The following is a 26,070-nucleotide window of genomic DNA, read 5'->3' as shown; positions in this document are numbered from 1 at the left end:
GTCACCGGACCCTCCGGTCCGGTGCCGATCACCCCGGTGACCGGCCCGATCGACGGGTACCCGCAGGTACCGCGGCCGATCCGGGCAGGAGCACCCTCTGCCCCGCCTGATCGACCAACGAGCGTGCGGCGTTACAGAAACGGGTCCGGCGCGACCCGATCGTCACGTTCCGCGTGATCTGCGTCCCGACATGCTCAGCCGTTCGGGTCGGATCGCCACTCGGCCGTGTACGCACGGTAGTGACGCGGGTCCGGGTCGTCGGCGTGCCGTTCCGCCGCTGCACGCTTGTGCGCGGCGTAGCCGGCACGGGCGGTCGCGTCGGCGCGCAGCCGGTCCCGCAGCTCGACCGCGTGCCGCCAGGCGGGCGAGCCGTGCACCCGCACGGCCACCACCGCGGCCCGCCCCGGGTCGGCCGAGCGGTGCACCCGCACCGTGCCCGTGGTCTCCTCCGGGGCGGCGGCGTCGACCGGGAACCCGGCCGCGACCAGGGCATCGGTGACCGTGCCGGCGTCGGCGGGCGACTCCACCGCGAGCTGCAGGTCGAGCACGTCGCGGGCCGGGAGCCCCGGGACGGCCGTCGACCCGACGTGGTCCACCCCGCGGCCGGGACCGCCCGCGGCGACCGCGACGCGCTCGGCGAGCCGGTGGGCCTGCGCCGCCCAGTCCGGGTCGTGTTCGACGAGCCGGGGCGGCCCGTCCGCGGCCGGGCGGCCCGTGCGCAGGTTCTCCTCGAACCCGGCGAGCCGCCCGTCCCACAGCGCGTCCACCCGGCGACGGGTGTCGTCCGGGTCCCCCGAGTTGTCCAGCCAGACGTCGGCGACGGCGCGGCGCTGCTCGTCGGTGGCCTGGGCGGCGATCCGGGCCCGGGCGTCCTGCTCGCTCATCCCGCGCGCGGACACCAGCCGCCGGACCCGCTCCTCGGCGTCCACCCCGACCACCACGACCAGCGGGAACGCCGGGGCCATGCCGCCCTCGACGAGCAGCGGGATGTCCTGCACGACGATCGCGTCCGCCGGGGCGGCGGCGATGAGCTCGTCGGACCGGGCCCGCACCAGCGGGTGCACGATGCCGTCGAGGGTGCGCCGTGCCCCGGCGTCGGAGAAGACCACGGCGGCGAGGGCAGGCCGGTCGAGCCGGCCGTCGGCGTCGAGGACGTCCCGGCCGAAGGCCTCGACGATCGCCGCCAGCCCCGCGGTGCCCGGTTCGACGACCTCGCGGGCGATCACGTCGGAGTCGACCAGCACCGCCCCGCGTTCGACCAGTCGTGTCGCGACCGTCGACTTGCCCGCACCGATTCCGCCGGTCAGCCCTGTCCGCAGCACGTGATCACCGTAGCGGGCCGTGCCGGGTCGCCCCGGCCGCGCTCAGGTGGTGCCGCGTGCGTTGCCCGCGACACCGGTGCCGGCCTGCGGGGCGGGCGCCGCCGGCGGTGCGGCGGGCGTCGGCCGCGCGGACGGCGGCTGCGTCGGCGTCAGCGCCGGGATGATGCGCTGGGCCAGGTCGGGCAGGGTCTCGGCCGCGGACCGGGTCTGCCCGGGGGCGGCCACCGGCAGGATGAACGTCAGCGTGTCGACGCCGTAGACCAGGGCCAGGGTGGTCTCGTCCGGCCGCTCGACGAGGACGCCGGGGACCGAGCCCACGGTGATGTCGCGCGAGGCGGTGGCCGAGCCGCGCTCGGCGTTGGTGTTGAGCTGCCACTGCCGGGTCGCGGACGCGGTGTCGCCGTAGCGGCCGATGTTGAGCTGGAACAGCACCGGGCCGGAGTTGCGCGCCCCGCCGAAGGCCTGGGCCTGGCCGCCCGCGCGGTAGGTGCAGGCGGTGCGCTCGGTGCGGTTGACCGACGCCTCGGGGACGCCGCGGACCGACTGGACCGACACCGACCCCAGGACCTGCCCGAACAGCGCTCCGGCCTGCTCGGGGTCCATCAGCTGCACGCAGTCGGTGGGCAGCGCGATCGGGATCGGTCCCCGCCCGGCCTGGGCGGCGCCGGACTGCTCGGCCGGGAACGTCGGGACCGCGATCCCGGTGTCCCCGGACGCCGTGCCGCATCCGGCGAGGACCGCGGTGAGCAGGACGCCCGCGAGTGCGGACCGTCCGCGGCGCAGAAACGTGCGGTCGTGGGACAGGGACTCGCCGGAACGCGTCCGGCGGACGGTACGGCCGGCCATGCACCCAATCTAGGCCGACCCGAAGATCGACTCCGGACCGGTGCGCGCGCCGTGACCAACCGCAGCCGAACCGTGATCTGCACCTGGCGTGTCCGCTCTGACACGCCGAGCGACGTGAACGGGCGTCGACCGGGCCACGTAGGGCCCCCGGAAACGGGCCGGGCCCCGGTGACCGTGACGGTCACCGGGGCCCGGTGTGGTGCTGTCGCCGGTCCGCGCGGGACCGGCCGGGGGCTGTCAGGCCCCGCCGGAGAGCTTCTCGCGCAGTGCGGCGAGCTGCTCGTCGCTGGCGAGCGAGCCACCCGACTCGGCCTGGCCACCGCCACCGCCGGTCGAACGGTCGTCGTCACCGCCGGAGGAGTAGTTCGCCGGCGCGATGTCGTCGCCGCCCTCCGCCTCGGCCTCGGCGGCCTTGCGGATCTGCGCCATGTGCTGGTCGTAGCGGGCCTGCGCCTCGGCGTACTGCTTCTCCCAGGCCGCGCGGGCCTCGTCGAAGCCTTCCTTCCAGTCGCCGGAGTCGACGTCGAAGCCCTCGGGGTAGATGTAGTTCCCCTGGTCGTCGTACTCGGCGGCCATGCCGTAGCGGGTCGGGTCGAACTCGGTGTCGACCGTCATGCCCTCGTTGGCCTGCTTCAGCGACAGCGAGATGCGACGGCGGTCGAGGTCGATGTCGATGACCTTGACCATCGCGTCGTCGCCGACCTGGACGACCTGCTCCGGGATCTCGACGTGGCGCTCGGCCAGCTCGGAGATGTGGACCAGGCCCTCGATGCCCTCCTCGACGCGGACGAACGCGCCGAACGGGACGAGCTTGGTGACCTTGCCCGGCACGATCTGGCCGATCGCGTGGGTCCGGGCGTACAGGCGCCACGGGTCCTCCTGGGTCGCCTTCAGCGACAGGGAGACGCGCTCGCGGTCCAGGTCGACGTCGAGGACCTCGACGGTGACCTCCTGGCCGACCTCGACGACCTCGCTCGGGTGGTCGATGTGCTTCCAGGACAGCTCGGAGACGTGCACCAGGCCGTCGACCCCGCCCAGGTCGACGAACGCACCGAAGTTGACCACCGAGGAGACGACGCCCTTGCGGACCTGACCGCGCTGCAGCTGGTTGAGGAACTCGCTGCGGACCTCGGACTGGGTCTGCTCGAGCCAGGCGCGGCGGGACAGGACCACGTTGTTGCGGTTCTTGTCCAGCTCGATGATCTTGGCCTCGATCTTGCGGCCGACGTACGGCTGCAGGTCGCGCACGCGGCGCATCTCGACCAGCGAGGCCGGGAGGAAGCCGCGGAGCCCGATGTCCAGGATCAGGCCGCCCTTGACGACCTCGATGACGGTGCCCTCGACCGGCTCGTCGGCCTCCTTGAGCGCCTCGATCGTGCCCCAGGCGCGCTCGTACTGCGCGCGCTTCTTGGACAGGATCAGCCGACCCTCCTTGTCCTCCTTCTGGAGGACGAGGGCCTCGACGAACTCGCCGACCTCGACGACCTCGGCGGGGTCGACGTCGTGCTTGATCGACAGCTCGCGCGAGGGGATGACGCCCTCGGTCTTGTAGCCGATGTCGAGCAGGACCTCGTCACGGTCGACCTTGACGATGGTGCCCTCGACGATGTCGCCATCGTTGAAGTACTTGATCGTCTGGTCGATGGCGGCGAGGAAGTCCTCCTCCGACCCGATGTCGTTGATAGCGACCTGCGGCGTGGTCGGGGCGGCGGTGGTGTCGGTGGACATGTAGTGAGGTGCTCCGATGGATTTCTCTGGCATGGTCGGCCCGGTCGGCTCTGCTGCAGCAGCGCGCCCCGGTTCTGGTACGTGTAGCTGTGACGTTGTAACAGTCACCCTCTGGCGTCGATTCCCGTGGTCGGGAACATCGGTGCACGGACACCCGCGAGACCGGCGCTGGAGTGGCGCCGCGCGGTCGGCCGACACGTTGACCACGGTGCGGGAAGAATGCTACGCGGCCCGCAAACCCCCCGGCAATGCGGGTCCGCCATCCGCGGGAGCGCATGCGCTTGCGACGATCGGGTGGTCATGAGCAGCCGCGACGAGTACTTCTCCGCCGAGGACGCCGTGGGCACCACGGGTGTCGCCCGGCGCCGCGTCGGCAGCGCCGAGTCCGAGGCGGCCGGGCGCCGCTGGTGGGACGCCGACGCCGACGACTACCTGGCCGAGCACGGCTCCGACATCGGCGACGAGGCGTTCGTCTGGTGCCCGGAGAACCTGCACGAGGACGAGGCGGGCCTGCTCGGCCCGCCCGCGGACCTGGCCGGGAAGCGGGTGCTGGAGGTGGGTGCCGGCTCCGCCCCGTGCAGCCGGTGGCTGGCCCGCCGCGGGACGCACCCGGTCGCGCTCGACGTCTCCGGCGGGATGCTGCGCCACGCGGCCCGGCTGAACGACGCGCTCGGGCTGCCGGTGCCGCTCGTGCAGGCCGGCGCCGAGCACCTGCCGTTCGCCGACGCCACGTTCGACCACGCCTGCTCGGCGTTCGGGGCGATCCCCTTCGTCGCCGACCCGGGTCGGGTCATGCGCGAGGTGCACCGGGTGCTGCGGCCCGGCGGGCGCTGGGTGTTCGCGGTGAACCACCCGATGCGCTGGGTCTTCCCCGACGACCCCGGCGAGCAGGGGCTCACCGTCGTCCAGTCCTACTTCGACCGGACCCCGTACCTGGAGGTCGACGGCGACGGCCGGGCCACCTACGTCGAGCACCACCGCACGCTCGGCGACCGGGTGCGCGACGTCGTCGCCGCCGGCCTGGTGCTCGACGACCTGGTCGAGCCGGAGTGGCCGGAGGGCCACGAGCGGGTGTGGGGGCAGTGGTCGCCGCTGCGCGGCGCGCTGTTCCCCGGCACCGCGATCCTCGTGACCCACCGGCCGGGCTGAGCCGTCAGACCTCGAGGACCGCGCCGGTCTCCAGGTCGTAGCGGGCACCGATGATCGTGAGGTGGTTGTTGCAGACCGCCCCCGACAGCGACGGGTCGGACGTCAGCTGCGCGACGACCCGGCGGACGTTGGCGTCGACCGCGCCGGCCACGGCGCCCTCGCCCTCCCCCTCGCACACCGGGACGATGTCGCCGACCAGCGCGCCCAGCGTCGCCGGCGCCGGCGCGGGCTGCCCGGCGGCGACCGACACGGCCGCCTTCACCGCGCCGCACTGGGAGTGGCCGAGCACCACCAGCAGCGGGATGCCCAGCGCCCCGGCGCCGAAGGCCAGCGTGCCCAGCACGGCGTCGTCGACGACCTGGCCCGCGGTCCGGACGACGAACAGGTCCCCCAGGCCCAGGTCGAACACGAGCTCGGCGGGCACCCGGGAGTCCGAGCAGGACAGGATCATCGCGGCCGGGGTCTGCCCCGCCACGGCGGCGGCGCGCTCCTCGGCGGACCGGCGCGGGTCCTCGCGCTCGTCGCGCTGCCAGCGGCCGTTGCCCTCCACCATCATCTGCCACGCCTGGGCCGCGGTCGGCCTGCTGTCGTTCGCCATAGGGTCTCCCTCGGTCGGCTTCTCACCGACCAAGATCGGCGAACGGGTCCGCGCGGGCAAGCATGCACGCCGCCGCACCCCTCCCGTGTGACGAGACCCGCACGGCCGGCGGCTCAGAGCGTCTCGAGCCACTCCACCCGGCCGGTGGCCAGGTCGTAGCGGGCACCGGCGACGGCCGGGGCGCCCGGGCCCGCCGCGGCCAGGTCGGGGTCGCGGCGCAGGGCGGCGACCGTGCGCCGCACGTGCGTGTCGACCCCGGCGGCTATCCGCTCGGCCCGGGTCCCGGTGGCGGTCAGCGACGGCCGCAGCGCCGCCACCAGCTGCGCCAGGTGCCCCGGCGCCCGCTCGCCGCTGTCCACCGCGTCGACGGCGGCCGCCACCGCACCGCACGAGGAGTGCCCCAGCACGACGACGAGCGGCACCCCCAGCTCGCCGCGGCCGAACTCGATGCTGCCGCGGACGGCGTCGTCGAGCACCTCGCCCGCCGTGCGCACGGTCAGCAGGTCGCCCAGCCCCTGGTCGAACACCAGCTCGGGCGGGACCCGGGAGTCGACGCAGCTCAGCACGGTCGCGAACGGGTGCTGCCCGCCCACCAGCGAGGTCCGGACCTCGGCGCCCTCGTGCGGGTGGGCGGGGTGGACCTCCTGCCAGCGCCGGTTGCCCTCGCGCAGCCGGACCAGTGCCCCCGCCGCGTCCGGCGGGCCCGGATCCGCCCGCGGGGCCGCCGTGGCGGCCGTGGTGGCAGCAGTGGCGGCCTCCGTCGTCCCCCGCGTACAGGCCCCGGCGCCGAACAGCGCCACCCCGGCACCGACCGCGCCCCGCAGCACCGCGCGCCGCCCCGTCGTCCCCACCCGGCCACCTCGGATCGCCCGTTCGTTGCCAACGCTCACCATTCCGGTACGAAACGTTAGATCCGGTCGAACGGGCGGGCAAGAGCGATGTGGACCACGTGGCACGACGTCGTCCCGGGCCACGGCGCGTCGTAGGGTCGTCGGGTGCCGATCACCCCCGACCAGCTGCCGGAGCTGAGCTCCGAGCACGCCGACGAGCAGCTCACCGACCGGATGGGCATCGAGATCCTCAAGGCCGACCTCGACGAGGTCGTCGGCCGGATGCCGGTCGCGGGCAACCGCCAGCCCTACGGGCTGCTGCACGGCGGCGCCAGCGGCGTCCTCGCCGAGACCCTCGGGTCGACCCTGTCCGCGATGCACGCGCTCCCCGAGCGGTTCCCGGTCGGGCTGGAGCTGGCCTGCACCCACCACCGTTCGGCCACGTCGGGCTGGGTCACCGGGACCGCGCGGCCGATCCACGTCGGGCGGTCCACCTCGACCACCGAGATCGTCCTCGTCGACGACGACGGCCGCCGCGTCTGCACCGCGAAGCTGACCTGCCTGCACCGCGACACGCGTCCGCCCGTCGACGGGGCGACACCCCGGCCGCGGTAACGATTCCGGGCGCGCGGTCGAATCAATTCCTTCTGAGCTCCGCCTTCCATTGTCACGCTTCGGTTAAGAGCGTGACGGAACCGCTTTTCCGGCACGCAACCCGAGGGCTAGCTTTCCGACCGACCTCGCCCGACGGGCGCAGGCGTACGGAGACCGGCTCTTTTCGGGGGGAGCGGTCGAGCAGGAGGGTCGACGTGTTCGGATCACGACTCAAGGGAGCCGGCAGGCGAGGGCGCACCATCGCCGTCGCAGGCGGCGTCGCACTCGCACTCACGCTGTCGGGCTGCGCCGCCGGGCAGGGTGGCGGCCAGCAGGGCGGTGGTGGCGAGCAGCAGGGCAACCGCCCGGACATTCCCGCCGTGAGCACGCTCCCGGTTCCGGCGAACGCCGCGAACCCGGCGGGCAACGGCCAGGCGCAGTGCGCCGCGACCACCACCCTCGCCTACGCCGGTGCGCTGACCGGCAGCAACGCGCAGCTGGGCGTCAACATCGTCAACGGCGTGCAGCTGGCGATCGACCAGCACAACAAGGCGAACCCGAACTGCCAGGTGCAGCTCAAGCGGTTCGACACCGAGGGCACCCCGGACAAGGCGCCGGGCATCGTCACCCAGGTCGCGAGCGAGCAGCCGATCGTCGGCGTCATCGGCCTGCCGTTCTCCGGTGAGTCCAAGGCGACCGGCGGCATCTTCGAGCAGGCCGGCCTGGTCCACCTCACGCCGTCGGCGACCAACCCGGCGCTGACCAAGAACGGCTGGACCACGTTCTTCCGGGCGCTGGCCAACGACAACGTGCAGGGACCGGCCGCGGCGAAGTTCATGGCCGGCAAGCTGGGCGCCAAGAAGGTCTGCGTCATCCAGGACGACTCCGACTACGGCGTCGGCCTGGCCGCGGCGACCAACCAGGCCCTGCAGGCCACCGGCATCGACGCCAGCTGCCAGGACAAGGTCACCACCGGCCAGAAGGACTTCGCGGCCGTCGTCTCGAAGATCGTCTCGGCGCAGCCGCAGGCGGTGTTCTACTCCGGCTACTACGCCGAGGGCGCCCCGCTGGACCAGCAGCTGTCCAACCGCGGCTTCACCGGCGTGTTCCTCGGCCCGGACGGCGTCAAGGACGACCAGTTCATCCAGCTCGCGGGCGACGCGTCCAACAACGCGTTCTTCACCTGTCCCTGCACCCCGGGTGAGCTGATCCCGGAGTTCGCCGACGCCTACAAGACCGTCAGCAACGGCGCCGCGCCCGGCACCTACTCGCTGGAGGGCTACGACTCGGCCACCATCCTGCTGAAGGCGATCGACTCCGGGGCGACCGACCGTGCCGCGGTGAAGAACTACGTCAAGAACTACGACGGCGCCGGCCTGTCCAAGCAGTTCAAGTGGGACTCCACCGGCGAGCTCGCCACCACGGCCGTCTACGGCTACAAGGTGGAGAACGGCAAGATCGTCTACGTGGGAGAGATCGGCAACTGAGCCGGCCCCGACCGGCCGCGGGCCTCGGCCGGACACGCAGTTCCGACCGTGCCCGCCCGCCCCGCCGTCGTCGCCACCGCGACGACCGGGGCGGGCGGGCACGCCCACGCACGTGAGGAACCCCCGTGCTCCTGACCTCCATCGGACCGGTGCTCGCCCAGGGCCCGGACTGGATCAGCTTCGACGTCGGCGCCCTCGCCGACCAGTTCTGGGCCAACACCGTCGACGGCCTGGCCTACGGCGCGATCTACGCGCTCATCGCCATGGGCTACACGATGGTCTACGGCGTCCTGCAACTGATCAACTTCGCGCACTCCGAGGTGTTCATCGTCGGGGCCTACGCCCTGTTCTTCACCCTCGCCGCGCTCGGCTTCGGCCCGTCCTCCCCCGACCTCTCACCGGTCGCCCTGGTCGCGGACCTGATACTCGCGATGCTGGTCGCGATGGTCGCGGCGGGGATCGTGGCGGTGCTGCTCGAACGCATCGCCTACCGGCCGCTACGACGGCGGAACGCGCCCCGGCTCGCGTTCCTCATCACCGCCATCGGCGCGTCCTTCGCGCTGCAGTACCTGATCTTCGCCTGGCGCGGGCCCAACCCGGAGCCCGCACTGATCATGTTCCGGCCCGAGGTCGTCTTCACGATCTTCGGCGCACCGGTGGACAGCCAGCAGATCACCATCTTCGTCGCCGCGATCGCGCTGATGATCATCGTGGACCAGTTCGTGAACCGGACCCGGCTCGGACGCGGCCTGCGCGCCGTCGCCCAGGACCCGGACACCGCGACGCTGATGGGGGTCAACCGCGAGCGCGTCATCGTCCTGACCTTCCTCATCGGCGGCATCCTGGCCGGCGCGGCCGCGCTGTTCTACGTCATGAAGGTGCCCGCGGGCGTCCAGTACAACGGCGGCTTCATCCTCGGCATCAAGGCCTTCGCCGCCGCGGTGCTCGGCGGGATCGGCAACATCCGCGGCGCGCTGCTCGGCGGGCTGCTGCTCGGGGTGATCGGCAACTACGGCCAGACCCTGCTCGGCAACGCGCAGTGGACCGACGTCGTCGCCTTCGTCGTCCTGGTCGGGATCCTCATGATCCGGCCGACCGGCATCCTCGGCGAGTCGCTGGGGAGGGCCCGGGTATGACGACCTCGACCACTCCCCCGGCCGCCCCGGCGCGCACGTCCGGCCTGCGCGGGCTGCGTGACCGCTGGAACGACCTGCCCCGCTGGCAGCAGTGGCTGTGGCTGCTCCCGGTCGTCGCGCTGATCTACGCGCTGCCGGTGCTCAACCCGCCGCTGATCACCACCGAGCCGGGCACCAACTTCCCCATCGCGCTGTTCGACGCCGCCCGCTTCGCGCTGCTGGCGATCGGGCTGAACGTCGTCGTCGGCCAGGCGGGCCTGCTCGACCTGGGCTACGTCGGCTTCTTCGCCGTCGGCGCCTACGTCGCCGCGCTGTTCACCAGCCCCGACTCGGTCGTCTGGCACATCCCGTACCTGTGGACGCTGCCGCTGGCCATGATCGTCACGATGCTCGCGGGCCTGCTGCTCGGCGGACCGACGCTGCGGCTGCGCGGGGACTACCTCGCGATCGTCACCCTCGGGTTCGGGGAGATCATCCGGCTGCTGGCGACGATCGTCGGCCCGCTCAAGGGCCAGGTCGGCTTCCAGGGCGTCGGACGCCCGCCGGGGACCGACTCCGCGGGCCAGCCGCTGTTCTCCAACTCCAACGGCACCAGCTGGTACTGGCTGGTCGTCACGATCACCATCGTGATCCTGGTGCTGGTCGGGAACCTGGAGCGCAGCCGGGTCGGCCGCGCGTGGATCGCGATCCGCGAGGACGAGGACGCCGCGCAGATCATGGGCGTCCCCACCGTGCAGTTCAAGCTGTGGGCCTTCGTCATCGGCGCGGCCATCGGCGGTCTGTCCGGGGCGCTGTTCGCGGGCCAGGTCGGCTTCGTGAACAACCAGAAGTTCGACGTCCCCACCTCGGTGCTGTTCCTCGCCGCGGTGGTGCTCGGCGGGTCCGGCAACAAGGTCGGCGCCGTGGTCGGCGCGTTCATCGTGTCCTACATCCCGAACCGGTTCGTCGAGCTGGCGGGCTACAAGTACCTGATCTTCGGAGTGGCGCTCATCGTGCTCATGGCGTTCCGGCCGCAGGGCCTGCTCGGTGCCCGGCAGCGGCTGCTCACCTACGGCCGCGAGGCCTACCGGCGCCTCGTTGGACGGCCCGACCAGGTCGCCGCCGACGACCCCATGACCGCGGGCACCGCGAGCTCGGGGCCCGTCCGGTGAGCGCCCCCGACCAGGAACCGGTCGAGGGCGGCATCGTCGCCGAGGTCGCCCGGATGACGCCCGAGGAGCGGGCCGAGCACGAGGCGGCGGTCGCCGAGGTCGTCGCCCCGGACCGGGACATCGCCGTCGACGTCGGGGACACGCTGCTGTCGATGGAGGACGTGGGGATGCGCTTCGGCGGCCTCGTCGCCCTCGACGGCGTCTCCTTCGACATCCGGCGCGGCGAGATCCTCGGGCTGATCGGCCCGAACGGCGCGGGCAAGACCACCTGCTTCAACGCCCTCACCGGGGTCTACCGGCCCACCTCGGGCCGGGTGCTGCTGGAGGGCGCCCCGCTCGGGCGTCGCCAGCGGTTCCAGATCACCCGCCTCGGCATCGCCCGCACCTTCCAGAACATCCGTCTCTTCGGCGAGATGACGGCGCTGGAGAACGTCGTCGTCGGCACCGACGCCCGGCACCGGACCAGCGTGCTGGGCGCGCTCGTCCGCTCCCCGCGCCACCTGCGCGAGGAGCGGGAGGCGATCGAGAAGGCGATGGCCCTGCTGGAGTTCGTCGGCATCGCCGACCGCGCCGCGGAGAAGGCCCGCAACCTGCCCTACGGCTACCAGCGACGCCTGGAGATCGCCCGCGCGCTCGCCACCGAGCCGAAGCTGCTCTGTCTGGACGAGCCGGCCGCCGGCTTCAACCCGGCGGAGAAGGACGACCTGATGGGGCTCATCCGCACCATCCGCGACGACGGGTACACCGTCCTGCTCATCGAGCACGACATGCGGCTGGTCATGGGCGTGACCGACCGCATCGTGGTGCTCGAGTTCGGCCGCAAGATCGCCGAGGGGCTGCCCGCCGAGATCCGGGAGAACCCGGCCGTGATCGCCGCCTACCTGGGGGTTCCCGACGATGGCTCTGCTTGAGATGACCGGGGTGGGTGCGCACTACGGGCGCATCCAGGCCCTGCACGAGATCTCGCTGACCGTGAACGAGGGCGAGGTGGTGACCCTGATCGGCGCGAACGGCGCCGGGAAGACCACCACCATGCGCGTCGTGTCCGGGCTGCGCCCGCTCTCGTCGGGCTCGATCACCTTCGACGGCGACGACATCAGCACCCTGCGCGCCGACCTGCGGGTGGTCCGCGGGATCAGCCAGGCACCCGAGGGCCGCGGGATCTTCCCGGGCATGACGGTCCTGGAGAACCTGGACATGGGCGCCTACACGCGCAGGGACCGCAAGGAGCTGCCCGCGGAGCTCGACCGGATCTTCGAGCTCTTCCCGCGGCTCGCCGAGCGCCGCTCCCAGGTCGGCGGGACCCTGTCCGGTGGCGAGCAGCAGATGCTCGCGATCGGCCGGGCGCTGATGGCCAAGCCGCGGCTGCTGCTGCTCGACGAGCCCTCGATGGGCCTGGCCCCGCAGTTCATCGCGCAGATCTTCCGGATCGTCTCCGAGATCAACCGGCAGGGCGTGACCGTGCTGCTGGTCGAGCAGAACGCCCAGCAGGCGCTGTCCCGCGCCCACCGGGCCTACGTGCTGGAGTCCGGGCGGATCGTCCGGTCGGGCACCGGGGCCGACCTGCTGGCCGACCCCGCGATCAAGGACGCCTACCTCGGCGTCGCCTGACCGCCGCCGTGACGACGAGGGGCCCCGCCGGTACCGGCGGGGCCCCTCGTCGTGGTCGCGGGTGGTCGTCGGTCAGGACGACTTCGCCGGGGCGAGCCCCTCGACGACGGCCTCGGCCACCGCCTTCATCGTGGTGCGGCGGTCCATCGCGGTCCGCTGGATCCAGCGGAACGCCTCCGGCTCGGACATCTTCTGCGCGGTCATGAGCAGGCCCTTGGCCCGGTCGACGACCTTGCGGGTCTCGAACCGCTCGTTGAGCGAGGCGACCTCGTCCTCGAGCGCCTTCTTCTCGGCGAACCGGGAGACGGCGAGCTCGATGGCCGGGACCAGCTCGTGCCGGGCGAACGGCTTGACCAGGTAGGCCATGGCGCCGGCGTCGCGGGCGCGCTCGATCAGCTCGCGCTGGCTGAACGCGGTCAGCATGACGACCGGCGCGATCTTCTCCTCGACGATGGTCGACGCCGCCTCGATGCCGTCCTTCTTGGGCATCTTGACGTCCATGATCACCAGGTCGGGCTTCAGCTCGCGGGCCTGGGTGATGGCGGCCTCGCCGTCACCGGCCTCACCGGCGATGCGGTAGCCCTCCTCAGAGAGCATCTCGGCCAGGTCCATGCGGATCAGCGCCTCGTCCTCGACGACCAGCACCCGCCACCCGGGCTGCGGGCCGTCCTCGGCCGGCGTCTCTGCGGGAACGTTGTCGGTCACCGGAGAACTCCTTCATCGGTCAGTGGGGTGTCCGGAGCGCCCAGGCTACCGGCGGTACGGGTGCACAGCCGAACCACTTCGGCCTTTCGTGTGCGGAAACACGCTCCGTCGACCGCATTACCCGTCCGATCGGACAGGGGCGGCGGCGCTCACGCCGTCAGGCCGATCGCCGCGTCCAGCGCGGCGACGGCGTCACCTCGCGCGACCGACGGCGAGGTCGCGCGGCGCCCGCCGGTGCGCGATCCCCGTCCGGTCCGGGGCCGCCTCGGCGAGCCGCACGATGTCATCGGGGGTGGCGCCGAGGAACCGGCGCGGATCGGCGTACCCGCGCACGGAACCGTCGGGCCGGCGGGACCGGACACGGTTCGTGGTGCGACAGCCGTCGGAAGGGAACATTCCGCGCAGGAAACGGTCGGGGTGGGCGTCGACGATGTCGCGCTGCCAGTGCTCGAGCCGGATCCGGCGGGCGTGTCCGACCAGGTTCCCCGGAGGAGACCTGCAGGCCAGGAGGTGGAAGCACCCCGGGACGCGGGGCCCGGAGCCCTGGGCCGACACGTCGGTCGGATCGGAGAATGGTGCCCCCGGTGGGATTCGAACCCACACTGTACGGTGTTTGAGACCGCTTTCTCTGCCAGTTGGAATACGAGGGCGAAAGCAATTCAGTGCATTCTGTTGTGAACCGATCCTAGCGGGTTCCGGGCAACCCGCGGCAGCCGACCCGCCTCACACCGGCCAGCTCAGGAACCGGCTGCGCGGCGGCCCGTCCCCGAGCACGTGCAGCACCCCGCCCGGTGCCGGGACGGGGTCGCTCCCCCCGGTCCCGGGCACGTCCGGCCAGCGCAGGGCGGGCGCCACCGACGGCGCGACGACGAGCGGGTGCCCGGCGACCGTCGTCGCCAGCGGGGTGTGGACGTGCCCGCACACCACCAGCGTCGGGTCGCGGCGCGCGGCGAGCAGGGCCTCGAACACACCGGCCTCGAGCAGCCGCATCCCGTCGAGGACCGGGTGCCCGACCGCGACCGGCGGGTGGTGCAGGGCGACCAGCAGCGGCGCGGGGTCCCGGACGGCCTCGGCGAGCAGGGCGACCGCGGCGTCGGACAGCGCACCGTGCGGTGCCCCGGGGACCAGGGTGTCGAGCAGCGCGACGGTGGTCCCGCCGGTGCGGTGCAGCCGGTCGCCCACCGGGCCGACGGCGTCGGCCATCACGGCGCGGTCGTCGTGGTTGCCGGGCACGTGCAGCGCGCCGAGGCCGTCGAGCAGCCGTGCGGCGGAGGCGTAGGCCTCGGGGGCGCCGTCGTCGGCGAGGTCGCCGGTGACGAGCACGACGTCCGGCGCCGGGTCCAGCGCCCGGACCCCCGCGACGGCGCGGGCGGCCCGGCCGTCGGTGTCCGGGCGGCCGAGGTGCAGGTCCGAGAGCTGGACGACGGTGGTCACCCCGGGGTCCGCTCCAGCAGGGCGGCCGCCTCCATGTGGTGGGTCATCGGGAACGCGTCGAACGCCCGCAGCGCGGCGGTGCGGTACCCGGCGGCGGCGAACAGGGACAGGTCGCGGGCCAGCGCGGCCGGGTCGCAGGCGATGTGCACGATCCGCTGCGGGGCGCGGGCGGCGAGGTCGCGCACCGCGGCCTTCCCGAGCCCGGCCCGCGGCGGGTCGGTGACCACGACGTCGGGGTCGGGGCCGAGCCGGCTGATCTCGCGCTCGGCGCGGCCGCGGACGAACTGGACCTGCGGCAGGTCGGCGAGCGCGGAGGCGCCGTCGGCGACCGCGGACGTGGCGGACTCGACGACCAGCACCGTCCCCGACTCCCCCACCTGGTCGGCGAGGACCGAGCCGAGCAGCCCGACGCCGCCGTAGAGGTCCCAGGCGACGCCACCGGTGGGGGCGTCGGCCCAGTCGCGCACGACGGACGCGAGGGTGTTCGGCAGCGCCGGGTGGACCTGCCAGAACGTGCCGGCCGACAGCTCCCAGGTGCGGTCCGCGGCGTGCACGGTCGCGCCGGAGCCGACCCGGGCGGCGCCGTCGCCGACGACGGTGACGTCGAGCTCGGAGTCGGGCCGGAAGCGGCGCTCCAGCACCGGCGGTAGCGCGCCGGCCGGGACGAGCGGGCAGTCGCCGATCTCGCACACGTCGTGGCTGCGGTGGGCGCGCAGGCCGGGGACGCCGTCGTCGTCGACGGCCAGCCGCACCCGGGTGCGCCAGCCGAGCGGACCGCCGGGGAGCTCCTCGACCTCGACGGCGGCGAGGTCGGCGGTGGCGACGACCGCGGCGCCGGCGCCGAGACGCTCCAGCTGCTCGCGCAGGACGGTCGTCTTCAGGGCGCGCTGGGTGGCGTGGTCGGTGTGCTGGAAGTCACAGCCGCCGCAGCCACCGGGCCCGGCCCACGGGCAGGCGGGCTCGACCCGGTCCGGGGACGCCTCCAGCACGGCGACGGCGTCGGCGCGGCAGAACGCCCCGCCCGGGTCGTCGGTGACCACCGCGCGGACCAGCTCACCGGGCAGTGCGTGCCGGACGAACACGACCCGGCCACCGTCCCCGTCGCGGGCCACGCAGTGGCCGCCGTGCGCGACGGGGCCGACCCGCAGCTCCAGCATGCGGTCGGTCCAGTCGGTCGCCGTGTCGGCGTTCACCGGTTCTCCTTCTTCGTCACCCGGGGTGCGGACGGGGTGCCGCCACCCGTCCCGACGCCCGCGCCGTCGCGGCGTTCGCCGGGCAGCTGCTCCATGCCCGGGTAGCCGCGGCGGGACGCCCCCGGCGCCTGCAGCGGCGACAGCGCCCGCGTGCGCGACGACGACGGCAGCTGCCACGGCACGCTGGTCACCATCACCCCCGGCTGGAACAGCAGCCTCGACTTGAGCCGCAGCGCGCTCTGGTTGTGCAGCACCTGCTCCCACCAGTGCCCGACGACGTACTCCGGGATGTAGACGGTGACGACGTTGCGCGGGGAGTCGCTGCGGATGCGCTTGACGTAGTCCAGCACGGGCCGGGTGATCTCCCGGTAGGGCGACTCGACGACTTTCAGCGGGACCGGCAGGTTCCGCTTGTGCCACTGCTCGACGAGCTTCTTGGTGTCGGAGTCGTCGACGTTGACCGTGACGGCCTCGAGGATGTCCGGGCGGGTCGCTCGGGCGTAGGCCAGCGCCCGCAGGGTCGGCTTGTGCAGCGTCGAGACCAGGACGACGGCGTGGTTGCGCGAGGGCAGCACGTCGTCGGACTCGTCGGCGACGAGTGCGGCCGCGACCCGGTCGTAGTGCAGCTGGATCAGCCGCATGAGCACGAAGAACCCGGCCATCGCGACGATCGCGATCCAGGCGCCGAGGGTGAACTTGGTGATCAGCACCGTGATCAGCACGACGCCGGTCATGCAGGCGCCGAACCCGTTGATCGACTGCGCGCGGCGCATCCGGCGGCGTTCGGACGCCGAGGGGTCCAGCGCGAGCTCCCGGTTCCAGTGCCGGACCATCCCGGCCTGGGACAGCGTGAACGACACGAACACGCCGACGGTGTAGAGCGGGATGAGCCGGGTGACCTCGGCCTGGAAGCCGACGACCAGCAGGATCGCGAACAGCGCGAGCGCGACGATGCCGTTGGAGAACGCGAGCCGGTCGCCGCGGGTGTGCAGCTGGCGGGGCAGGTAGCGGTCCTGGGAGAGGATCGAGCCGAGCACCGGGAAGCCGTTGAACGCGGTGTTCGCGGCGAGGACCAGGATCAGCGCCGTCATGACGATGACGAAGAAGTAGCCCGGCGGGAAGTTGTCGAACACGGCGTCGGCGAGCTGGGCGATCATGGTGTGCTGCTCGTAGCCGGGCGGGGCGTCGGGGAACTGGCGCGCCGGGTCCTCGGCGATCTGGACGTGGGTGAGCTGGGCCAGGGCGATCAGCCCCATGAACAGCGACACCGACATCGCGCCGAGCAGCAGCAGCGTCGACGCCGCGTTCTTCGACTTGGGCTTGCGGAAGGCGGGCACGCCGTTGGAGATGGCCTCGACGCCGGTCAGCGCGGCCGCGCCCTGGGTGAAGCTGCGCAGCACGAGCAGCACGAGCGCCAGGCCGGTGAACGCGTCGCCCTCGGCGACCAGGTGCAGGTCCGCGCTCTCCGCCCGGACGGAGTCGCCGAGGATCAGCACCCGGGTCAGACCCCAGATGATCATCGTCGCGACGCCGATGACGAAGGCGTACACCGGGATCGCGAAGGCGGTGCCGGACTCGCGGATGCCGCGCAGGTTGATCGCGGTGAGCACGGCGATGGCCGACACCGCGAACAGCACCTTGTGCTCGGCGACGAACGGCACCAGCGCACCGATGTTCGCCGCGGCCGCGGAGATCGAGACGGCGACCGTGAGGGTGTAGTCGACCAGCAGGGCGCTGGCGACGGTCAGCCCGGCGTTCTTGCCGAGGTTCACCGTCGCGACCTCGTAGTCACCCCCGCCGGAGGGATAGGCGTGGACGTTCTGCCGGTAGCTGGCGACGACCGTCAGCAGGACGACGACGACGGCGAGACCGATCCACGGCGACATCGCGTAGGAGGCGACCCCGGCGACCGACAGGGTCAGGAAGATCTCCTCGGGGGCGTAGGCGACCGACGACATGGCGTCGGAGGCGAACACGGGGAGGGCGATCCGCTTCGGGAGCAGGGTGCTGGTCAGGCGGTCGCTGCGCTGCGGTCGTCCGACCACGAGCCGCTTGAGAGCGACGGCGAGCTTGGACACGGGGCGCAGCCTATGCCCCCGCTCCGTTGCGCTTCGCGATAGCGTTCACTCCGCGTCGTCGGCGTCCCCGTCGCCGTCCGTACAGAAGGAACGAATCGTACATCCCGGGCTCCCCACCCGGCGGAAGGACCCCTGACGCCATGCACGTCGTGATCATGGGATGTGGCCGCGTCGGCGCGTCCCTGGCCTCGGGCCTGGAGCGGCTCGGCCACGAGGTCGCGGTGATCGACCGCGACCCGCAGGCGTTCCGCAGGCTCGGCCCGGACTTCCGCGGGCGCCAGGTCGTCGGTTTCGGCTTCCACCGCAGCGTCCTCGACGAGGCCGGGCTGGAGTCCGCCGACGCGTTCGCCGCCGTCTCCTCCGGGGACAACTCCAACATCATCGCCGCCCGGGTGGCGCGCGAGAGCTACGGCGTCGGCAAGGTCGTCGCCCGGATCTACGACGCCAAGCGCGCCGCGGTGTACGAGCGTCTGGGCATCCCGACGGTCGCGACCGTCCCGTGGACGACCGACCGGCTGCTGCGCATGCTGCTGCCCGACGGCGTCGCCACCGCCTGGCGCGAGCCCACCGGCACCGTGGCCGTCCTGCCGCTGCCGCTGCACGAGGACTGGGTGGGACGCCCGATCCGCGACCTGGAGCGGGCGACGAGCTCGCGGGTCGCGTTCATCGTGCGGTTCGGCACCGGGGTGCTGCCGACCAAGGACACCACCGTGCAGCACGAGGACACCGTCTACGTGGCGGCGGTCTCGGGCACGGTCAGCGACGTGACGGCGGCCGCCGCGGCGCCGCCCGAGGAGGACTGATGCGGGTCGCGATCGCGGGGGCGGGCGCCGTCGGGCGGTCCATCGCGCTGGAGCTGGTCGAGTCCGACCACCGGGTCATGCTGATCGAGCGCGAGCTGAACCACATCGACCCCAACTCCGTCCCCGAGGCCGAGTGGGTGCACGCCGACGCCTGCGAGCTGTCCTCGCTGGAGGACGCCGGCATCGAGGGCTGCGACGTCGTGATCGCCGCGACCGGCGACGACAAGGTCAACCTGGTGGTCTCGCTGCTGGCGAAGACCGAGTTCGGGGTCCGCCGGGTGGTGGCCCGGGTGAACGACCCGCGCAACGAGTGGCTGTTCGGGGAGAACTGGGGCGTCGACGTCGCGGTGTCGACGCCGCGGCTGCTGGCGGCGCTGGTCGAGGAGGCCGTCGCCGTGGGTGACCTGGTGCGGCTGCTGACGCTGCGCCAGGGGCAGGCGAACCTCGTCGAGGTGACGCTGCCCGAGGACACGCCGCTGGCCGGGCGGCCGGTGCGGGTGCTGGAGCTGCCGACGGACTCGGCGCTGGTGACGATCCTGCGCGGCGGCCGGGTGATCGTGCCCCAGCCCGACGACGCCCTGGAGGGCGGCGACGAGCTGCTGTTCGTGGCGACGACGGCGGTCGAGGAGGACATCCGCGCCGCCCTCATGTGACCCCGCCCGGGACCGGCGCGCGGGTGTCCCGCGCGCCGGTGCGGGTCAGGCGGTCGCGGTGCGGGCGCGCTCGGCGCGGCGCACGATGAGGATCGTGGCCAGGATCGCGACCCCGGTGAGCGGGTAGCCCATCGCGAGCCGCGCGACGCCCAGCCAGGTCTCGGAGTCGGCCAGGTACAGCCCGCCCTGCACGAGGACCTTCGCGAGGAAGGTCGTCGCCCACACCGCGGTGGCCCAGCCGTAGGCGCGGACCAGGTGGGGGTCCCGGCGCCACTCGGTGCCGTGGCCGTTGATGCCGTGCCAGATCACCCCGGCCAGCGGCCAGCGGGCGATGATCGAGACCAGCGCGACGATCCCGAGGGCGCCGCTGTAGAGCAGACCGGGCAGGTAGAAGCCGCGGGCCTCGCCGGTCCGGCTGGCCACGAGCGCGCACACCCCGACGCCGAGCAGGCCGGAGATCGCCGGCATCACCGGGTCGCGCCGGACCAGGCGCCAGACCAGCACCAGCACCCCGGCCCCGATCGCGGCGTACAGCGCGGTCCGCAGGTCGCCGAGGATGTTGGCGACGACGAACACCACGACCGGGATGGTCGAGGCGACGATCCCGGTGACCCCGCCCATCTGCTCGAGCAGGGTGGGGGTCGGAGCCTCGCCGCCCGCGTCCGTGGCCGGTGGCGCCTCGGGCCCGGACCGGTCCGGTTCGGGCCCGGCGGCGTGCGCCGGTGCCGTCACCGGCCGGCCGAGGGGCGCGGTCCGGTCCTGCGGGTCCACGTCGGGGACTCGCGGGATCCGGGTGGTCGGGGCGTCGTGGTGGTGGTCGTTCAAGCCGGTCCGATCCGTCGGCTCAGGAGCAGGCCGCGAGGGTCCCGCGGGTCACTGCGCCTGGCAGATCTCGTAGTACGGGTTGTAGAGCACCTTGCGACCGTCGCGGACCGAGATCCGGCCACGGACCCGCATGGTGCGCCCGGCCTCGATACCGGGGATGCTGCGCCGGCCCATCCAGACCAGGGTGACGCCGTCGGTGCCGTCGAACAGCTCGGCCTTCAGCGTGGCGTCGGCGCTCTGCGGACAGAGGTCGACGCTGCGGATCCGGCCGAGCATCGTGACCTCCTCGCCGCAGGCGCAGTCGCGGGCCGGGCGTGCCCCGGTCTCCTCGACGTCCTCGGCGAGATCGCGCGCGTCGAGCTCGTCGACGTCGCTGGTGAGTTTGCGGAGCATCCGGCGGAACGCTCCGCCATCCGTGCTGCCCATGTCTCTCCTCGGCCCGCATCCGGTACCGGCCCGGGGTCACCGGACCCTCCGGTGACCCGCACTCGCGTGGCGACCCGACAGGGTGTCGTGGTGGCGCCGAGAGCGTAACGCGCGGACGCTCCGGTTTGTGCCCGTGGCGGCCCTGACCTCCCGGTCGCCGCCCCGCCGACCGGTTCCCGGGCCGCGCCCGGTGGTCGGCGGGCGGGCGCGGGCCGGGCGTACCGGACACCCGCGCCCACCGCGCTCCCGCTCAGTCCCGGCGGTGCCGTCCGAGGTCGCGGGGACCGGTGCCGCCCGCGCGCCGACCGGACGACCACTGGCCGGTGAGCCCGGACCCGCCCGCGGCGCGGCCGGCGTCGAGTGCGCCGGGGACGTCGTCGGTGTCGTCGTCCGCGGTGCCGGTGCGGGCCGGGTCCGCGTCCGCGGGGTCCTCGGCGGCGCGGGCCGCGGCCCGTCCGGCGGCGGCCCGGCTGGCCCGGTAGTCGGCCAGGCCGGTGACGCCGCCGTGCCCGTTGGTGCGGTCGGCACCCGGACCGTCGGCGTCGGGTCCGCGGTCGGCCGACGCGCTGCGGAGCAGGTCCTGCAGGGCGCTGCGTGCCTCGTCGGCCGAGGTGGGGCCGCCTCCGTGCCAGGGGCGGCCCGCGTCGCCCGCGGCCCGGAACAGGTCGTCCCCGCCCGGGCCCGGTGCGGCCCGGCCGTTCGTGCCCGGCTCGGCCCGGCCCGGTTCCGACCGGCCCGGTTCCGCCGGGTCGTCCGTTCCCCGGCCGGACGGGCCCGGCGCTGCGGGGCCCGGCAGTGCGGGGTTGGCCGACGCGGGGTTCGGCGCCGCGGGGCCGGGCGATGCAGGGCCGGGCGATGCGGGCGCCGGGTCGGCGCGGTGTCCGGCACCGGTCCCCCGGCCCTCGTCGGCGTCCGCGCCGAGCGGCGCGGAACCGGCGAGCGCGGAACCGGCGGGCGCGGGACCCGCGGTGCCGCTCCCGGAGGCGGGGGCGGCGTCGGGTTCGCGGCGGCGTCCACCGCCCGCGGGGGCGTCGAGGGCGACGGCGGCGAGCAGGTCGGCCACCGAGGTGCCCGCCCCCGCGCCGTGCCGGCCGGAGCGGCGGCTGGCGGCGATCTCGGCGGACAGCCAGCCGTCGTCGTCCGGGGTGGGGTCGGCGGGTGCCGTGTGGCCGGGCGCGTCCGCGGTGGGGCGGGCGCCGCGCCGGCGACGGGTGGGCGCGGGTGCGGTGGGCTCCGGCGGGGCCGGGAGCCGGTCGAGCGTGGCCTCCATCAGCGGCACGTCCGACAGCGGGATGTCCTCGATGGCCCCGGTGGGCTGCGCCGCCGGTGCGGGCGTGGCGGCCGGGGTGTCCCGGGTGCGCCCGGCGAGCAGGTCCGCGGCATCGACGCGGGTGGCGTCGGCGGCGCGGTCGCGCCGGGAGCGGCGGCCCGCCCCACCGGTGCCCGGTGCGGTCCCGCCCGCGACACCGCCGGCGGTGGTCGCACTGCCGAGCGTCTCGCGCCCGTCCGCGGCGTCACCGTCCACGGGGCCGGTACCGGCCCCGATGCCGGTGCCGCCGCCGAGGGCCGGGCCGCCACCGGGAGCCGTGCCGGGGTCGAGAGCCGTACGGCCGTCGAGAGCGGTGCCGGACAGGGAGGCGCCGTCGTCGAGGGCGGAGGCCGGGACGGGGGTGCCGGTGTCCAGGATGTCGCCGGCCGACGCGCCCCGGCCGAAACCGGTGAGCGGGGTCGCGGACCGGTCGTCCTCGGCGCCCGCGAGCAGGTCGGCGACCGACAGCGCGGTCACCGCCGGGTCCCGGCGGGCCGGGGGCTCCACCGGCTCGGGCTCGGGGGCCCGGACCGGGGCGGCCGCGGACGGCGCCGGGTCCGGTGCGTGCAGCGGCGCCGGGGCGTGGATCGACTCGCGGCCGGGCAGCGGGCGCGCGCCGGTGTCGGTCCCGGGCCGGACCGGGCCGGCCGCGGGCGCGACGCCACCCGCGGTCGGGATCGCGCCGGTCGGGGTCGCGCTGCCGGGGATGCCCCCGGCCGGTGTGGCACCGGCCGGGGCGCCGCCGAGCCGGTTCGCGCCGGTCCGGTCGGGCCGGACCGGACGTCCGCGACGGCGGCCGGGCCGCGCCTCGGACCCGGGGGTGACCAGCGGGCCGCCGGTCAGCGCGGTGCGCTCGGCGGGCGACTCGTCGGCGCGGACGGCGGGGGTGAGCTCCGTGCGCTCCGCGGGCACCTCTGCCGGGGCCGCCGCGGCGGGGCGGCGGACCTGCGGCAGCGCGCGGGTGCGCGGGTCGGCGTCCTCGACCGACGGGCGGGGCCCCACCGGCCCCGCGGGGGGCTGCGTGGCCGGGGCCGCGGAGGCGGCGGCGGGCGCGGTGCGGCGCGGACGTGCCGGCCGGGCGGGCTCGACCGGCGTCGCCGGTTCCGCGGAGGCGGCGGCCGGCACCGGGCGGGCGCCGGTCGCCGGGCCGGACGGCACCGGGGTCGCGCCGGTGGTGCCCGACGGCACCGGGGTCGACCCCGTCGCGCCGGTGGGGGCCGGGACGGAGACGGTGATGCTGGGCTTCTGGGGCGCGACCTCGGGCTGCTGCTCGCGCAGGTGCTCGGGCAGCTCCAGCGGCAGGACCGTCCGCGGCGGGTACGGCGACTTCCCGCGGACGACGATGATCCCCCGCAGCACGCGGCGGAGCTCCACGTCGAGGGCCTCGACGGTCTCCAGCGACGCCGTCGCCACGCCGTAGACCATCCAGCGCGGGCCGTCGCAGCCGACGAACACCGAGGCGGCGTTCTCGGTGCGGGCGTGGAGCTCGCGGCCCCAGTCGCCGCGGGCGTTGCGCACCCGGGCGCCGCCCTTGCGCAGGGACTGCTCGATCTCCGCGGACAGGTCCGCCCACAGACCGGACGACCGCGGCGCGGCGAGCGCGCTCACCGCGATCCGGCCCTCGGCGAGCAGTAGGTGCACGGCCTGGGGGCGCTCGGCACCCGCGGGCTCCAGCTTCAGCTCGGCGCCGTAGGGCACCGGGACCTGCAGGGCACCGAGGTCGACGCGGGCGAGCGCGTCGGTCATCGACGGGTCGAGCTCCTCGACGTCGGCCGGGCCCAGCGGGCGGCCGCCGCTGCCGGGCGGCGGGACCGAGAGCGGGGCGTCGCCGACGCCGTACTCGTCCTCGTCGTACTCGTCCTCGTCGTCGACGTCGTCGTCGTAGTCGTCGTCGAGGTCGTCGGAGGGCGGCGCGGACGGGCGCCGGCCCCAGGACGGGTCGTCGGGGTCACCGCCGTCGAAGCCCTGCGGGGTGCGGTCGCGGGCGTAGGCGAGCTCGTCGTCCTCGACCCGGTGCGACAGCAGCGGCGGCTCCTCCTCGTCCCAGCGGCCGTCCGGGGCGACCCGGTCGTCGTGCGCGGCGGGGGCGGGGGCGGGCAGGCGCCCGGAGGCGCCGGTGGCCGGGGGACGGCCGGTGGTGTCGCGGCCGACCGCGCGCACCGCCGTCGTCGCCGCGGCGGGGCCGTCGGGGGCGGGGACGGCAGCGGTCCGCGGGCCGGCCGGGCGGCCGTTCGCCGGTACCGGGCGGGGGCCGGCGGCGGGCACGGAGCCGTTGCGCCCCGGCGCGGGCGGCCTGCCGTTCGGCGCACCGGGTCCGGAGCCGTTGCGCGGGGCCGCGCCGTTCACCGGCGGCGCCCCGCGACGGGCGTCCTGCTCGGCGTAGTGGTCGGCGTAGTCGTCGAAGTCGTCGATGTCGGAGTCGCCGTAGCCGGGATAGCCCGGATAGGCACCCGTCCCGGTGTCCTCGACCCCGTCCTCGGGACGGATGTCGAACATCCGACCGCGTGCGCGTCCCGGCATCTACTGGTCCCCTCCCCCGGCGACGAGCGCGGCGTTCCCGCCGGTCGAGCCGTGACCGGCGGCGCCGCGTACCGACGCGGGCAGCGCGGTGACCTCCACGAACCGGGCCGTCTCGACCCGCTGCACCACCAGCTGCGCGATGCGGTCCCCCCGGTGAAGCTCCACCGGCGTGTCCGGGTCGGTGTTGACCAGGCACACCTTGATCTCGCCGCGGTACCCGGCGTCCACGGTGCCGGGTGCGTTGACGATCGACAGCCCGCAGCGGGCCGCGAGACCGGACCGCGGGTGCACGAACCCGGCGTAGCCCTCGGGCAGCGCGATCGCCACCCCGGTCCCGACGAGCGCCCGGCGCCCGGGCTGGAGGACCACGTCGGTGGTCGTCACGAGGTCGGCCCCGGCGTCCCCGGGCCGCGCGTACGCGGGGTGGGGGACGTCGGGGTCGAGCCGCGTCAGCAGGACGTCGACGGACGCTGCTGCCGGCGGCTGGTCCGGGGGAGCGGGCACGGAACCGGGCACGGCGGGCGACGCTACCCTGGGCCCCGTGAGCGAACGGGTTCCGGAGACCGACTCTGCGACGGCTGGCCCTGCTGCGTTCGACGAGCGGTTGTCCGTCCCGGTGTGGTGGTACCTGCTCGCCGTCGGGCTCGGTGTCCTGATGGGCGCGCAGATCCACATGGGCTACCCCGGCCTGCGGGCGTGGCTGGGCTACCTGACGATGGTGCCGCTGTGCGTCGGCGTCCTGTGGTGGATGGGCCGCAGCCGCACCACGGTCCGCGGCGGCGTGCTGATCTCGAACGGCCGGGAGCTGCCGCTGTCCGCGGCCGGGGTCACCGACACCGTCGCGCGCGCCGACAAGCAGCAGGCGATGGGCCCCGACCTCGACCCGCAGGCCTACGTGCTGCACCGGGCGTGGGTGGGGCCGCTGGTGCGGGTCCAGGCGACCGGCCGTGACGAGCCCTACTGGGTGCTCAGCACACGCCGTCCCGACGCGCTGCGGGCGGCGATCGCCGCGCAGGCGCCGCACCCCCAGCAGAGCTGACCCGGGATGTACGACGGGCCCCGGCGGAACTCCGCCGGGGCCCGTCGTGGTCCTCCCGTCGTGCGGGCCCTGTCAGGCCGCACAGTCGCGGCAGAGGAACTGTCCGCCCGAGGTGCTGGCGAGCCGGCTCCGGTGGTGCACCAGGAAGCAGCTCGCACAGGTGAACTCGTCCGCCTGCTTCGGCAGGACGTTCACCGTCAGTTCCTCGCCCGACAGGTCCGCGCCCGGGAGCTCGTAGCTCTCCGCGGTGTCGGTCTCCTCGACGTCGACGACCGCGGACTGCGCCTCGTTGCGGCGCTGCTTGAGCTCGTCGAGCGAGTCCTCGGCCATCTCGTCGGCCTCATTGCGACGTGGGGCGTCGTAGTCGGTCGCCATCAGGTCTCACCCTTGCCTTACGTCCGTGCTGCTCGATTCGGCCCTCGAGCAGCGGTACTTCGCATCGGTTGGTCGTCGCGTGCCGCTGAGGAACGTCGCGGGGACCGGGTTTGTGCCCGGCTCCGGGAGTGACGCCGGTCTCACCGGGCCCGGTGACCCGGGTGGCTCGTCCGTCGTGTGTCCTGTCGCGGCCGGTCCGTCACCGGCGGCGGGGAGGGTAGCCCAGCGTCCGCCGGGCGTCGCAGCGAGTCCCCCGAT

The 26,070-nt window shown here is 74.4% G+C and carries 25 protein-coding genes and 1 tRNA gene; 10 read left to right on the top strand and 16 right to left on the bottom strand.

Going from position 1 to position 26,070, the window contains the following annotated elements; all coding sequences use genetic code 11:
* Nucleotides 1-194 precede the first annotated feature (194 nt).
* The 3 genes from coaE to rpsA form a co-directional block, all read right to left on the bottom strand.
* Nucleotides 195-1,322: a dephospho-CoA kinase gene (coaE, locus tag KPL57_RS45020; RefSeq protein WP_226356473.1), complete on the bottom strand. Its 1,128-nt coding sequence runs from the start codon at nucleotides 1,320-1,322 to the stop codon at nucleotides 195-197.
* 42 nt (nucleotides 1,323-1,364) lie between these two features.
* A complete protein-coding gene (locus tag KPL57_RS45015) occupies nucleotides 1,365-2,168 on the bottom strand; it encodes a hypothetical protein (RefSeq protein ID WP_226356472.1) in 804 nt (267 codons plus the stop codon).
* 237 nt (nucleotides 2,169-2,405) lie between these two features.
* Nucleotides 2,406-3,896 carry a 30S ribosomal protein S1 gene (gene rpsA / locus KPL57_RS45010; protein ID WP_208826920.1) on the bottom strand — a complete coding sequence of 497 codons (1,491 nt, stop codon included), beginning with the start codon at nucleotides 3,894-3,896 and terminating at the stop codon, nucleotides 2,406-2,408.
* 300 nt (nucleotides 3,897-4,196) lie between these two features.
* Between rpsA and KPL57_RS45005 the strand changes: the two genes are divergently transcribed.
* Nucleotides 4,197-5,045, top strand: a complete 849-nt coding sequence (locus KPL57_RS45005; protein WP_226356471.1) for a class I SAM-dependent methyltransferase — start codon at nucleotides 4,197-4,199, stop codon at nucleotides 5,043-5,045.
* Nucleotides 5,046-5,049: 4 nt separating this feature from the next.
* Here KPL57_RS45005 and KPL57_RS45000 read toward each other — a convergent pair whose 3' ends face one another.
* Entirely contained in the window at nucleotides 5,050-5,643 is a 594-nt protein-coding gene (locus KPL57_RS45000) for a carbonic anhydrase (protein WP_226356470.1), read from the bottom strand.
* A gap of 113 nt (nucleotides 5,644-5,756) precedes the next feature.
* The gene (locus tag KPL57_RS44995; RefSeq protein WP_226356469.1) at nucleotides 5,757-6,494 is read right to left on the bottom strand and encodes a carbonic anhydrase; all 738 of its coding nucleotides are present in this window, start codon (nucleotides 6,492-6,494) and stop codon (nucleotides 5,757-5,759) included.
* A 144-nt stretch (nucleotides 6,495-6,638) separates the two neighbouring features.
* Here KPL57_RS44995 and KPL57_RS44990 point away from each other — a divergent pair, with 144 nt between their 5' ends.
* From KPL57_RS44990 to KPL57_RS44965, 6 genes are all read left to right on the top strand, one after another.
* Nucleotides 6,639-7,088, top strand: a complete 450-nt coding sequence (locus KPL57_RS44990; RefSeq protein WP_226356468.1) for a PaaI family thioesterase — start codon at nucleotides 6,639-6,641, stop codon at nucleotides 7,086-7,088.
* A 239-nt stretch (nucleotides 7,089-7,327) separates the two neighbouring features.
* On the top strand, nucleotides 7,328-8,554 hold the full coding sequence (locus KPL57_RS44985; protein WP_374203873.1) for a branched-chain amino acid ABC transporter substrate-binding protein: 1,227 nt from the start codon (nucleotides 7,328-7,330) through the stop codon (nucleotides 8,552-8,554).
* A gap of 125 nt (nucleotides 8,555-8,679) precedes the next feature.
* Nucleotides 8,680-9,690: a branched-chain amino acid ABC transporter permease gene (locus KPL57_RS44980; protein ID WP_178375070.1), complete on the top strand. Its 1,011-nt coding sequence runs from the start codon at nucleotides 8,680-8,682 to the stop codon at nucleotides 9,688-9,690.
* A complete protein-coding gene (locus tag KPL57_RS44975; protein WP_178375071.1) occupies nucleotides 9,687-10,841 on the top strand; it encodes a branched-chain amino acid ABC transporter permease in 1,155 nt (384 codons plus the stop codon). Before KPL57_RS44980 ends, KPL57_RS44975 begins: the two co-directional genes overlap by 4 nt.
* A complete protein-coding gene (locus tag KPL57_RS44970) occupies nucleotides 10,838-11,752 on the top strand; it encodes an ABC transporter ATP-binding protein (protein WP_226356466.1) in 915 nt (304 codons plus the stop codon). The genes KPL57_RS44975 and KPL57_RS44970 overlap by 4 nt, the downstream gene beginning before the upstream one ends.
* The gene (locus tag KPL57_RS44965) at nucleotides 11,739-12,452 is read left to right on the top strand and encodes an ABC transporter ATP-binding protein (RefSeq protein ID WP_178375072.1); all 714 of its coding nucleotides are present in this window, start codon (nucleotides 11,739-11,741) and stop codon (nucleotides 12,450-12,452) included. Before KPL57_RS44970 ends, KPL57_RS44965 begins: the two co-directional genes overlap by 14 nt.
* Before the next feature lie 72 nt (nucleotides 12,453-12,524).
* On the opposite strand, the gene KPL57_RS44960 is transcribed toward KPL57_RS44965, so the two are convergent.
* The 6 genes from KPL57_RS44960 to KPL57_RS44935 all read right to left on the bottom strand — a co-directional run bounded on the left by KPL57_RS44960 (nucleotide 12,525) and on the right by KPL57_RS44935 (nucleotide 17,862).
* Nucleotides 12,525-13,157 carry an ANTAR domain-containing response regulator gene (locus KPL57_RS44960; RefSeq protein WP_062402721.1) on the bottom strand — a complete coding sequence of 211 codons (633 nt, stop codon included), beginning with the start codon at nucleotides 13,155-13,157 and terminating at the stop codon, nucleotides 12,525-12,527.
* A 192-nt stretch (nucleotides 13,158-13,349) separates the two neighbouring features.
* Complete coding sequence (locus KPL57_RS44955) at nucleotides 13,350-13,712, bottom strand: hypothetical protein (protein WP_226356465.1); 363 nt, start codon at nucleotides 13,710-13,712, stop codon at nucleotides 13,350-13,352.
* An 18-nt stretch (nucleotides 13,713-13,730) separates the two neighbouring features.
* Nucleotides 13,731-13,807, bottom strand: a tRNA-Leu gene (locus KPL57_RS44950).
* Nucleotides 13,808-13,880: 73 nt separating this feature from the next.
* On the bottom strand, nucleotides 13,881-14,591 hold the full coding sequence (locus KPL57_RS44945) for a metallophosphoesterase (RefSeq protein ID WP_226356464.1): 711 nt from the start codon (nucleotides 14,589-14,591) through the stop codon (nucleotides 13,881-13,883).
* Nucleotides 14,588-15,748 (bottom strand): class I SAM-dependent RNA methyltransferase, encoded by a 1,161-nt coding sequence (locus KPL57_RS44940; RefSeq protein ID WP_226356718.1) that lies wholly within the window; start codon nucleotides 15,746-15,748, stop codon nucleotides 14,588-14,590. Before KPL57_RS44940 ends, KPL57_RS44945 begins: the two co-directional genes overlap by 4 nt.
* Before the next feature lie 32 nt (nucleotides 15,749-15,780).
* Complete coding sequence (locus KPL57_RS44935; protein ID WP_226356463.1) at nucleotides 15,781-17,862, bottom strand: APC family permease; 2,082 nt, start codon at nucleotides 17,860-17,862, stop codon at nucleotides 15,781-15,783.
* A 140-nt stretch (nucleotides 17,863-18,002) separates the two neighbouring features.
* Here KPL57_RS44935 and KPL57_RS44930 point away from each other — a divergent pair, with 140 nt between their 5' ends.
* The gene (locus KPL57_RS44930) at nucleotides 18,003-18,665 is read left to right on the top strand and encodes a TrkA family potassium uptake protein (RefSeq protein ID WP_226356462.1); all 663 of its coding nucleotides are present in this window, start codon (nucleotides 18,003-18,005) and stop codon (nucleotides 18,663-18,665) included.
* Nucleotides 18,665-19,318, top strand: a complete 654-nt coding sequence (locus KPL57_RS44925; RefSeq protein ID WP_226356461.1) for a TrkA family potassium uptake protein — start codon at nucleotides 18,665-18,667, stop codon at nucleotides 19,316-19,318. The genes KPL57_RS44930 and KPL57_RS44925 overlap by 1 nt, the downstream gene beginning before the upstream one ends.
* Nucleotides 19,319-19,363: 45 nt before the next feature.
* Here the strand turns inward: KPL57_RS44925 and KPL57_RS44920 are convergent, their stop codons facing one another.
* From KPL57_RS44920 to dut, 4 genes are all read right to left on the bottom strand, one after another.
* The gene (locus KPL57_RS44920; RefSeq protein ID WP_226356460.1) at nucleotides 19,364-20,143 is read right to left on the bottom strand and encodes a DUF3159 domain-containing protein; all 780 of its coding nucleotides are present in this window, start codon (nucleotides 20,141-20,143) and stop codon (nucleotides 19,364-19,366) included.
* A 48-nt stretch (nucleotides 20,144-20,191) separates the two neighbouring features.
* The gene (locus KPL57_RS44915; RefSeq protein ID WP_020622832.1) at nucleotides 20,192-20,569 is read right to left on the bottom strand and encodes an OB-fold nucleic acid binding domain-containing protein; all 378 of its coding nucleotides are present in this window, start codon (nucleotides 20,567-20,569) and stop codon (nucleotides 20,192-20,194) included.
* 250 nt (nucleotides 20,570-20,819) lie between these two features.
* Nucleotides 20,820-24,398, bottom strand: coding sequence for a DUF3710 domain-containing protein (locus tag KPL57_RS44910; RefSeq protein ID WP_226356459.1), 3,579 nt, complete (start codon nucleotides 24,396-24,398; stop codon nucleotides 20,820-20,822).
* A complete protein-coding gene (dut, locus tag KPL57_RS44905) occupies nucleotides 24,399-24,914 on the bottom strand; it encodes a dUTP diphosphatase (RefSeq protein ID WP_226356458.1) in 516 nt (171 codons plus the stop codon). It lies immediately after the preceding gene.
* A 25-nt stretch (nucleotides 24,915-24,939) separates the two neighbouring features.
* Between dut and KPL57_RS44900 the strand changes: the two genes are divergently transcribed.
* Nucleotides 24,940-25,437: a DUF3093 domain-containing protein gene (locus tag KPL57_RS44900; RefSeq protein ID WP_226356457.1), complete on the top strand. Its 498-nt coding sequence runs from the start codon at nucleotides 24,940-24,942 to the stop codon at nucleotides 25,435-25,437.
* Between the two features lie 72 nt (nucleotides 25,438-25,509).
* Here KPL57_RS44900 and KPL57_RS44895 read toward each other — a convergent pair whose 3' ends face one another.
* A complete protein-coding gene (locus KPL57_RS44895; RefSeq protein WP_010223990.1) occupies nucleotides 25,510-25,812 on the bottom strand; it encodes a DUF4193 domain-containing protein in 303 nt (100 codons plus the stop codon).
* Between the last annotated feature and the right edge of the window lie 258 nt (nucleotides 25,813-26,070).

It is taken from the genome of Pseudonocardia sp. ICBG601 (assembly GCF_020496245.1).
Note: the sequence above shows the minus strand (reverse complement) of the source record. Positions and strands in the feature narration are given on the sequence as shown.

What these genes read in the sequence shown, in the direction of transcription:
- KPL57_RS45015 (WP_226356472.1), bottom strand. Translation starts at nt 2,168, where the DNA reads ATGGCCGGCCGTACCGTCCGCCGGACGCGTTCCGGCGAGTCCCTGTCC.
- rpsA (WP_208826920.1), bottom strand. Translation starts at nt 3,896, where the DNA reads ATGTCCACCGACACCACCGCCGCCCCGACCACGCCGCAGGTCGCTATC.
- KPL57_RS45005 (WP_226356471.1), top strand. Translation starts at nt 4,197, where the DNA reads ATGAGCAGCCGCGACGAGTACTTCTCCGCCGAGGACGCCGTGGGCACC.
- KPL57_RS45000 (WP_226356470.1), bottom strand. Translation starts at nt 5,643, where the DNA reads ATGGCGAACGACAGCAGGCCGACCGCGGCCCAGGCGTGGCAGATGATG.
- KPL57_RS44975 (WP_178375071.1), top strand. Translation starts at nt 9,687, where the DNA reads ATGACGACCTCGACCACTCCCCCGGCCGCCCCGGCGCGCACGTCCGGC.
- KPL57_RS44965 (WP_178375072.1), top strand. Translation starts at nt 11,739, where the DNA reads ATGGCTCTGCTTGAGATGACCGGGGTGGGTGCGCACTACGGGCGCATC.
- KPL57_RS44940 (WP_226356718.1), bottom strand. Translation starts at nt 15,748, where the DNA reads ATGCTGGAGCTGCGGGTCGGCCCCGTCGCGCACGGCGGCCACTGCGTG.
- KPL57_RS44930 (WP_226356462.1), top strand. Translation starts at nt 18,003, where the DNA reads ATGCACGTCGTGATCATGGGATGTGGCCGCGTCGGCGCGTCCCTGGCC.
- KPL57_RS44925 (WP_226356461.1), top strand. Translation starts at nt 18,665, where the DNA reads ATGCGGGTCGCGATCGCGGGGGCGGGCGCCGTCGGGCGGTCCATCGCG.
- KPL57_RS44915 (WP_020622832.1), bottom strand. Translation starts at nt 20,569, where the DNA reads ATGGGCAGCACGGATGGCGGAGCGTTCCGCCGGATGCTCCGCAAACTC.
- KPL57_RS44910 (WP_226356459.1), bottom strand. Translation starts at nt 24,398, where the DNA reads ATGCCGGGACGCGCACGCGGTCGGATGTTCGACATCCGTCCCGAGGAC.
- KPL57_RS44895 (WP_010223990.1), bottom strand. Translation starts at nt 25,812, where the DNA reads ATGGCGACCGACTACGACGCCCCACGTCGCAATGAGGCCGACGAGATG.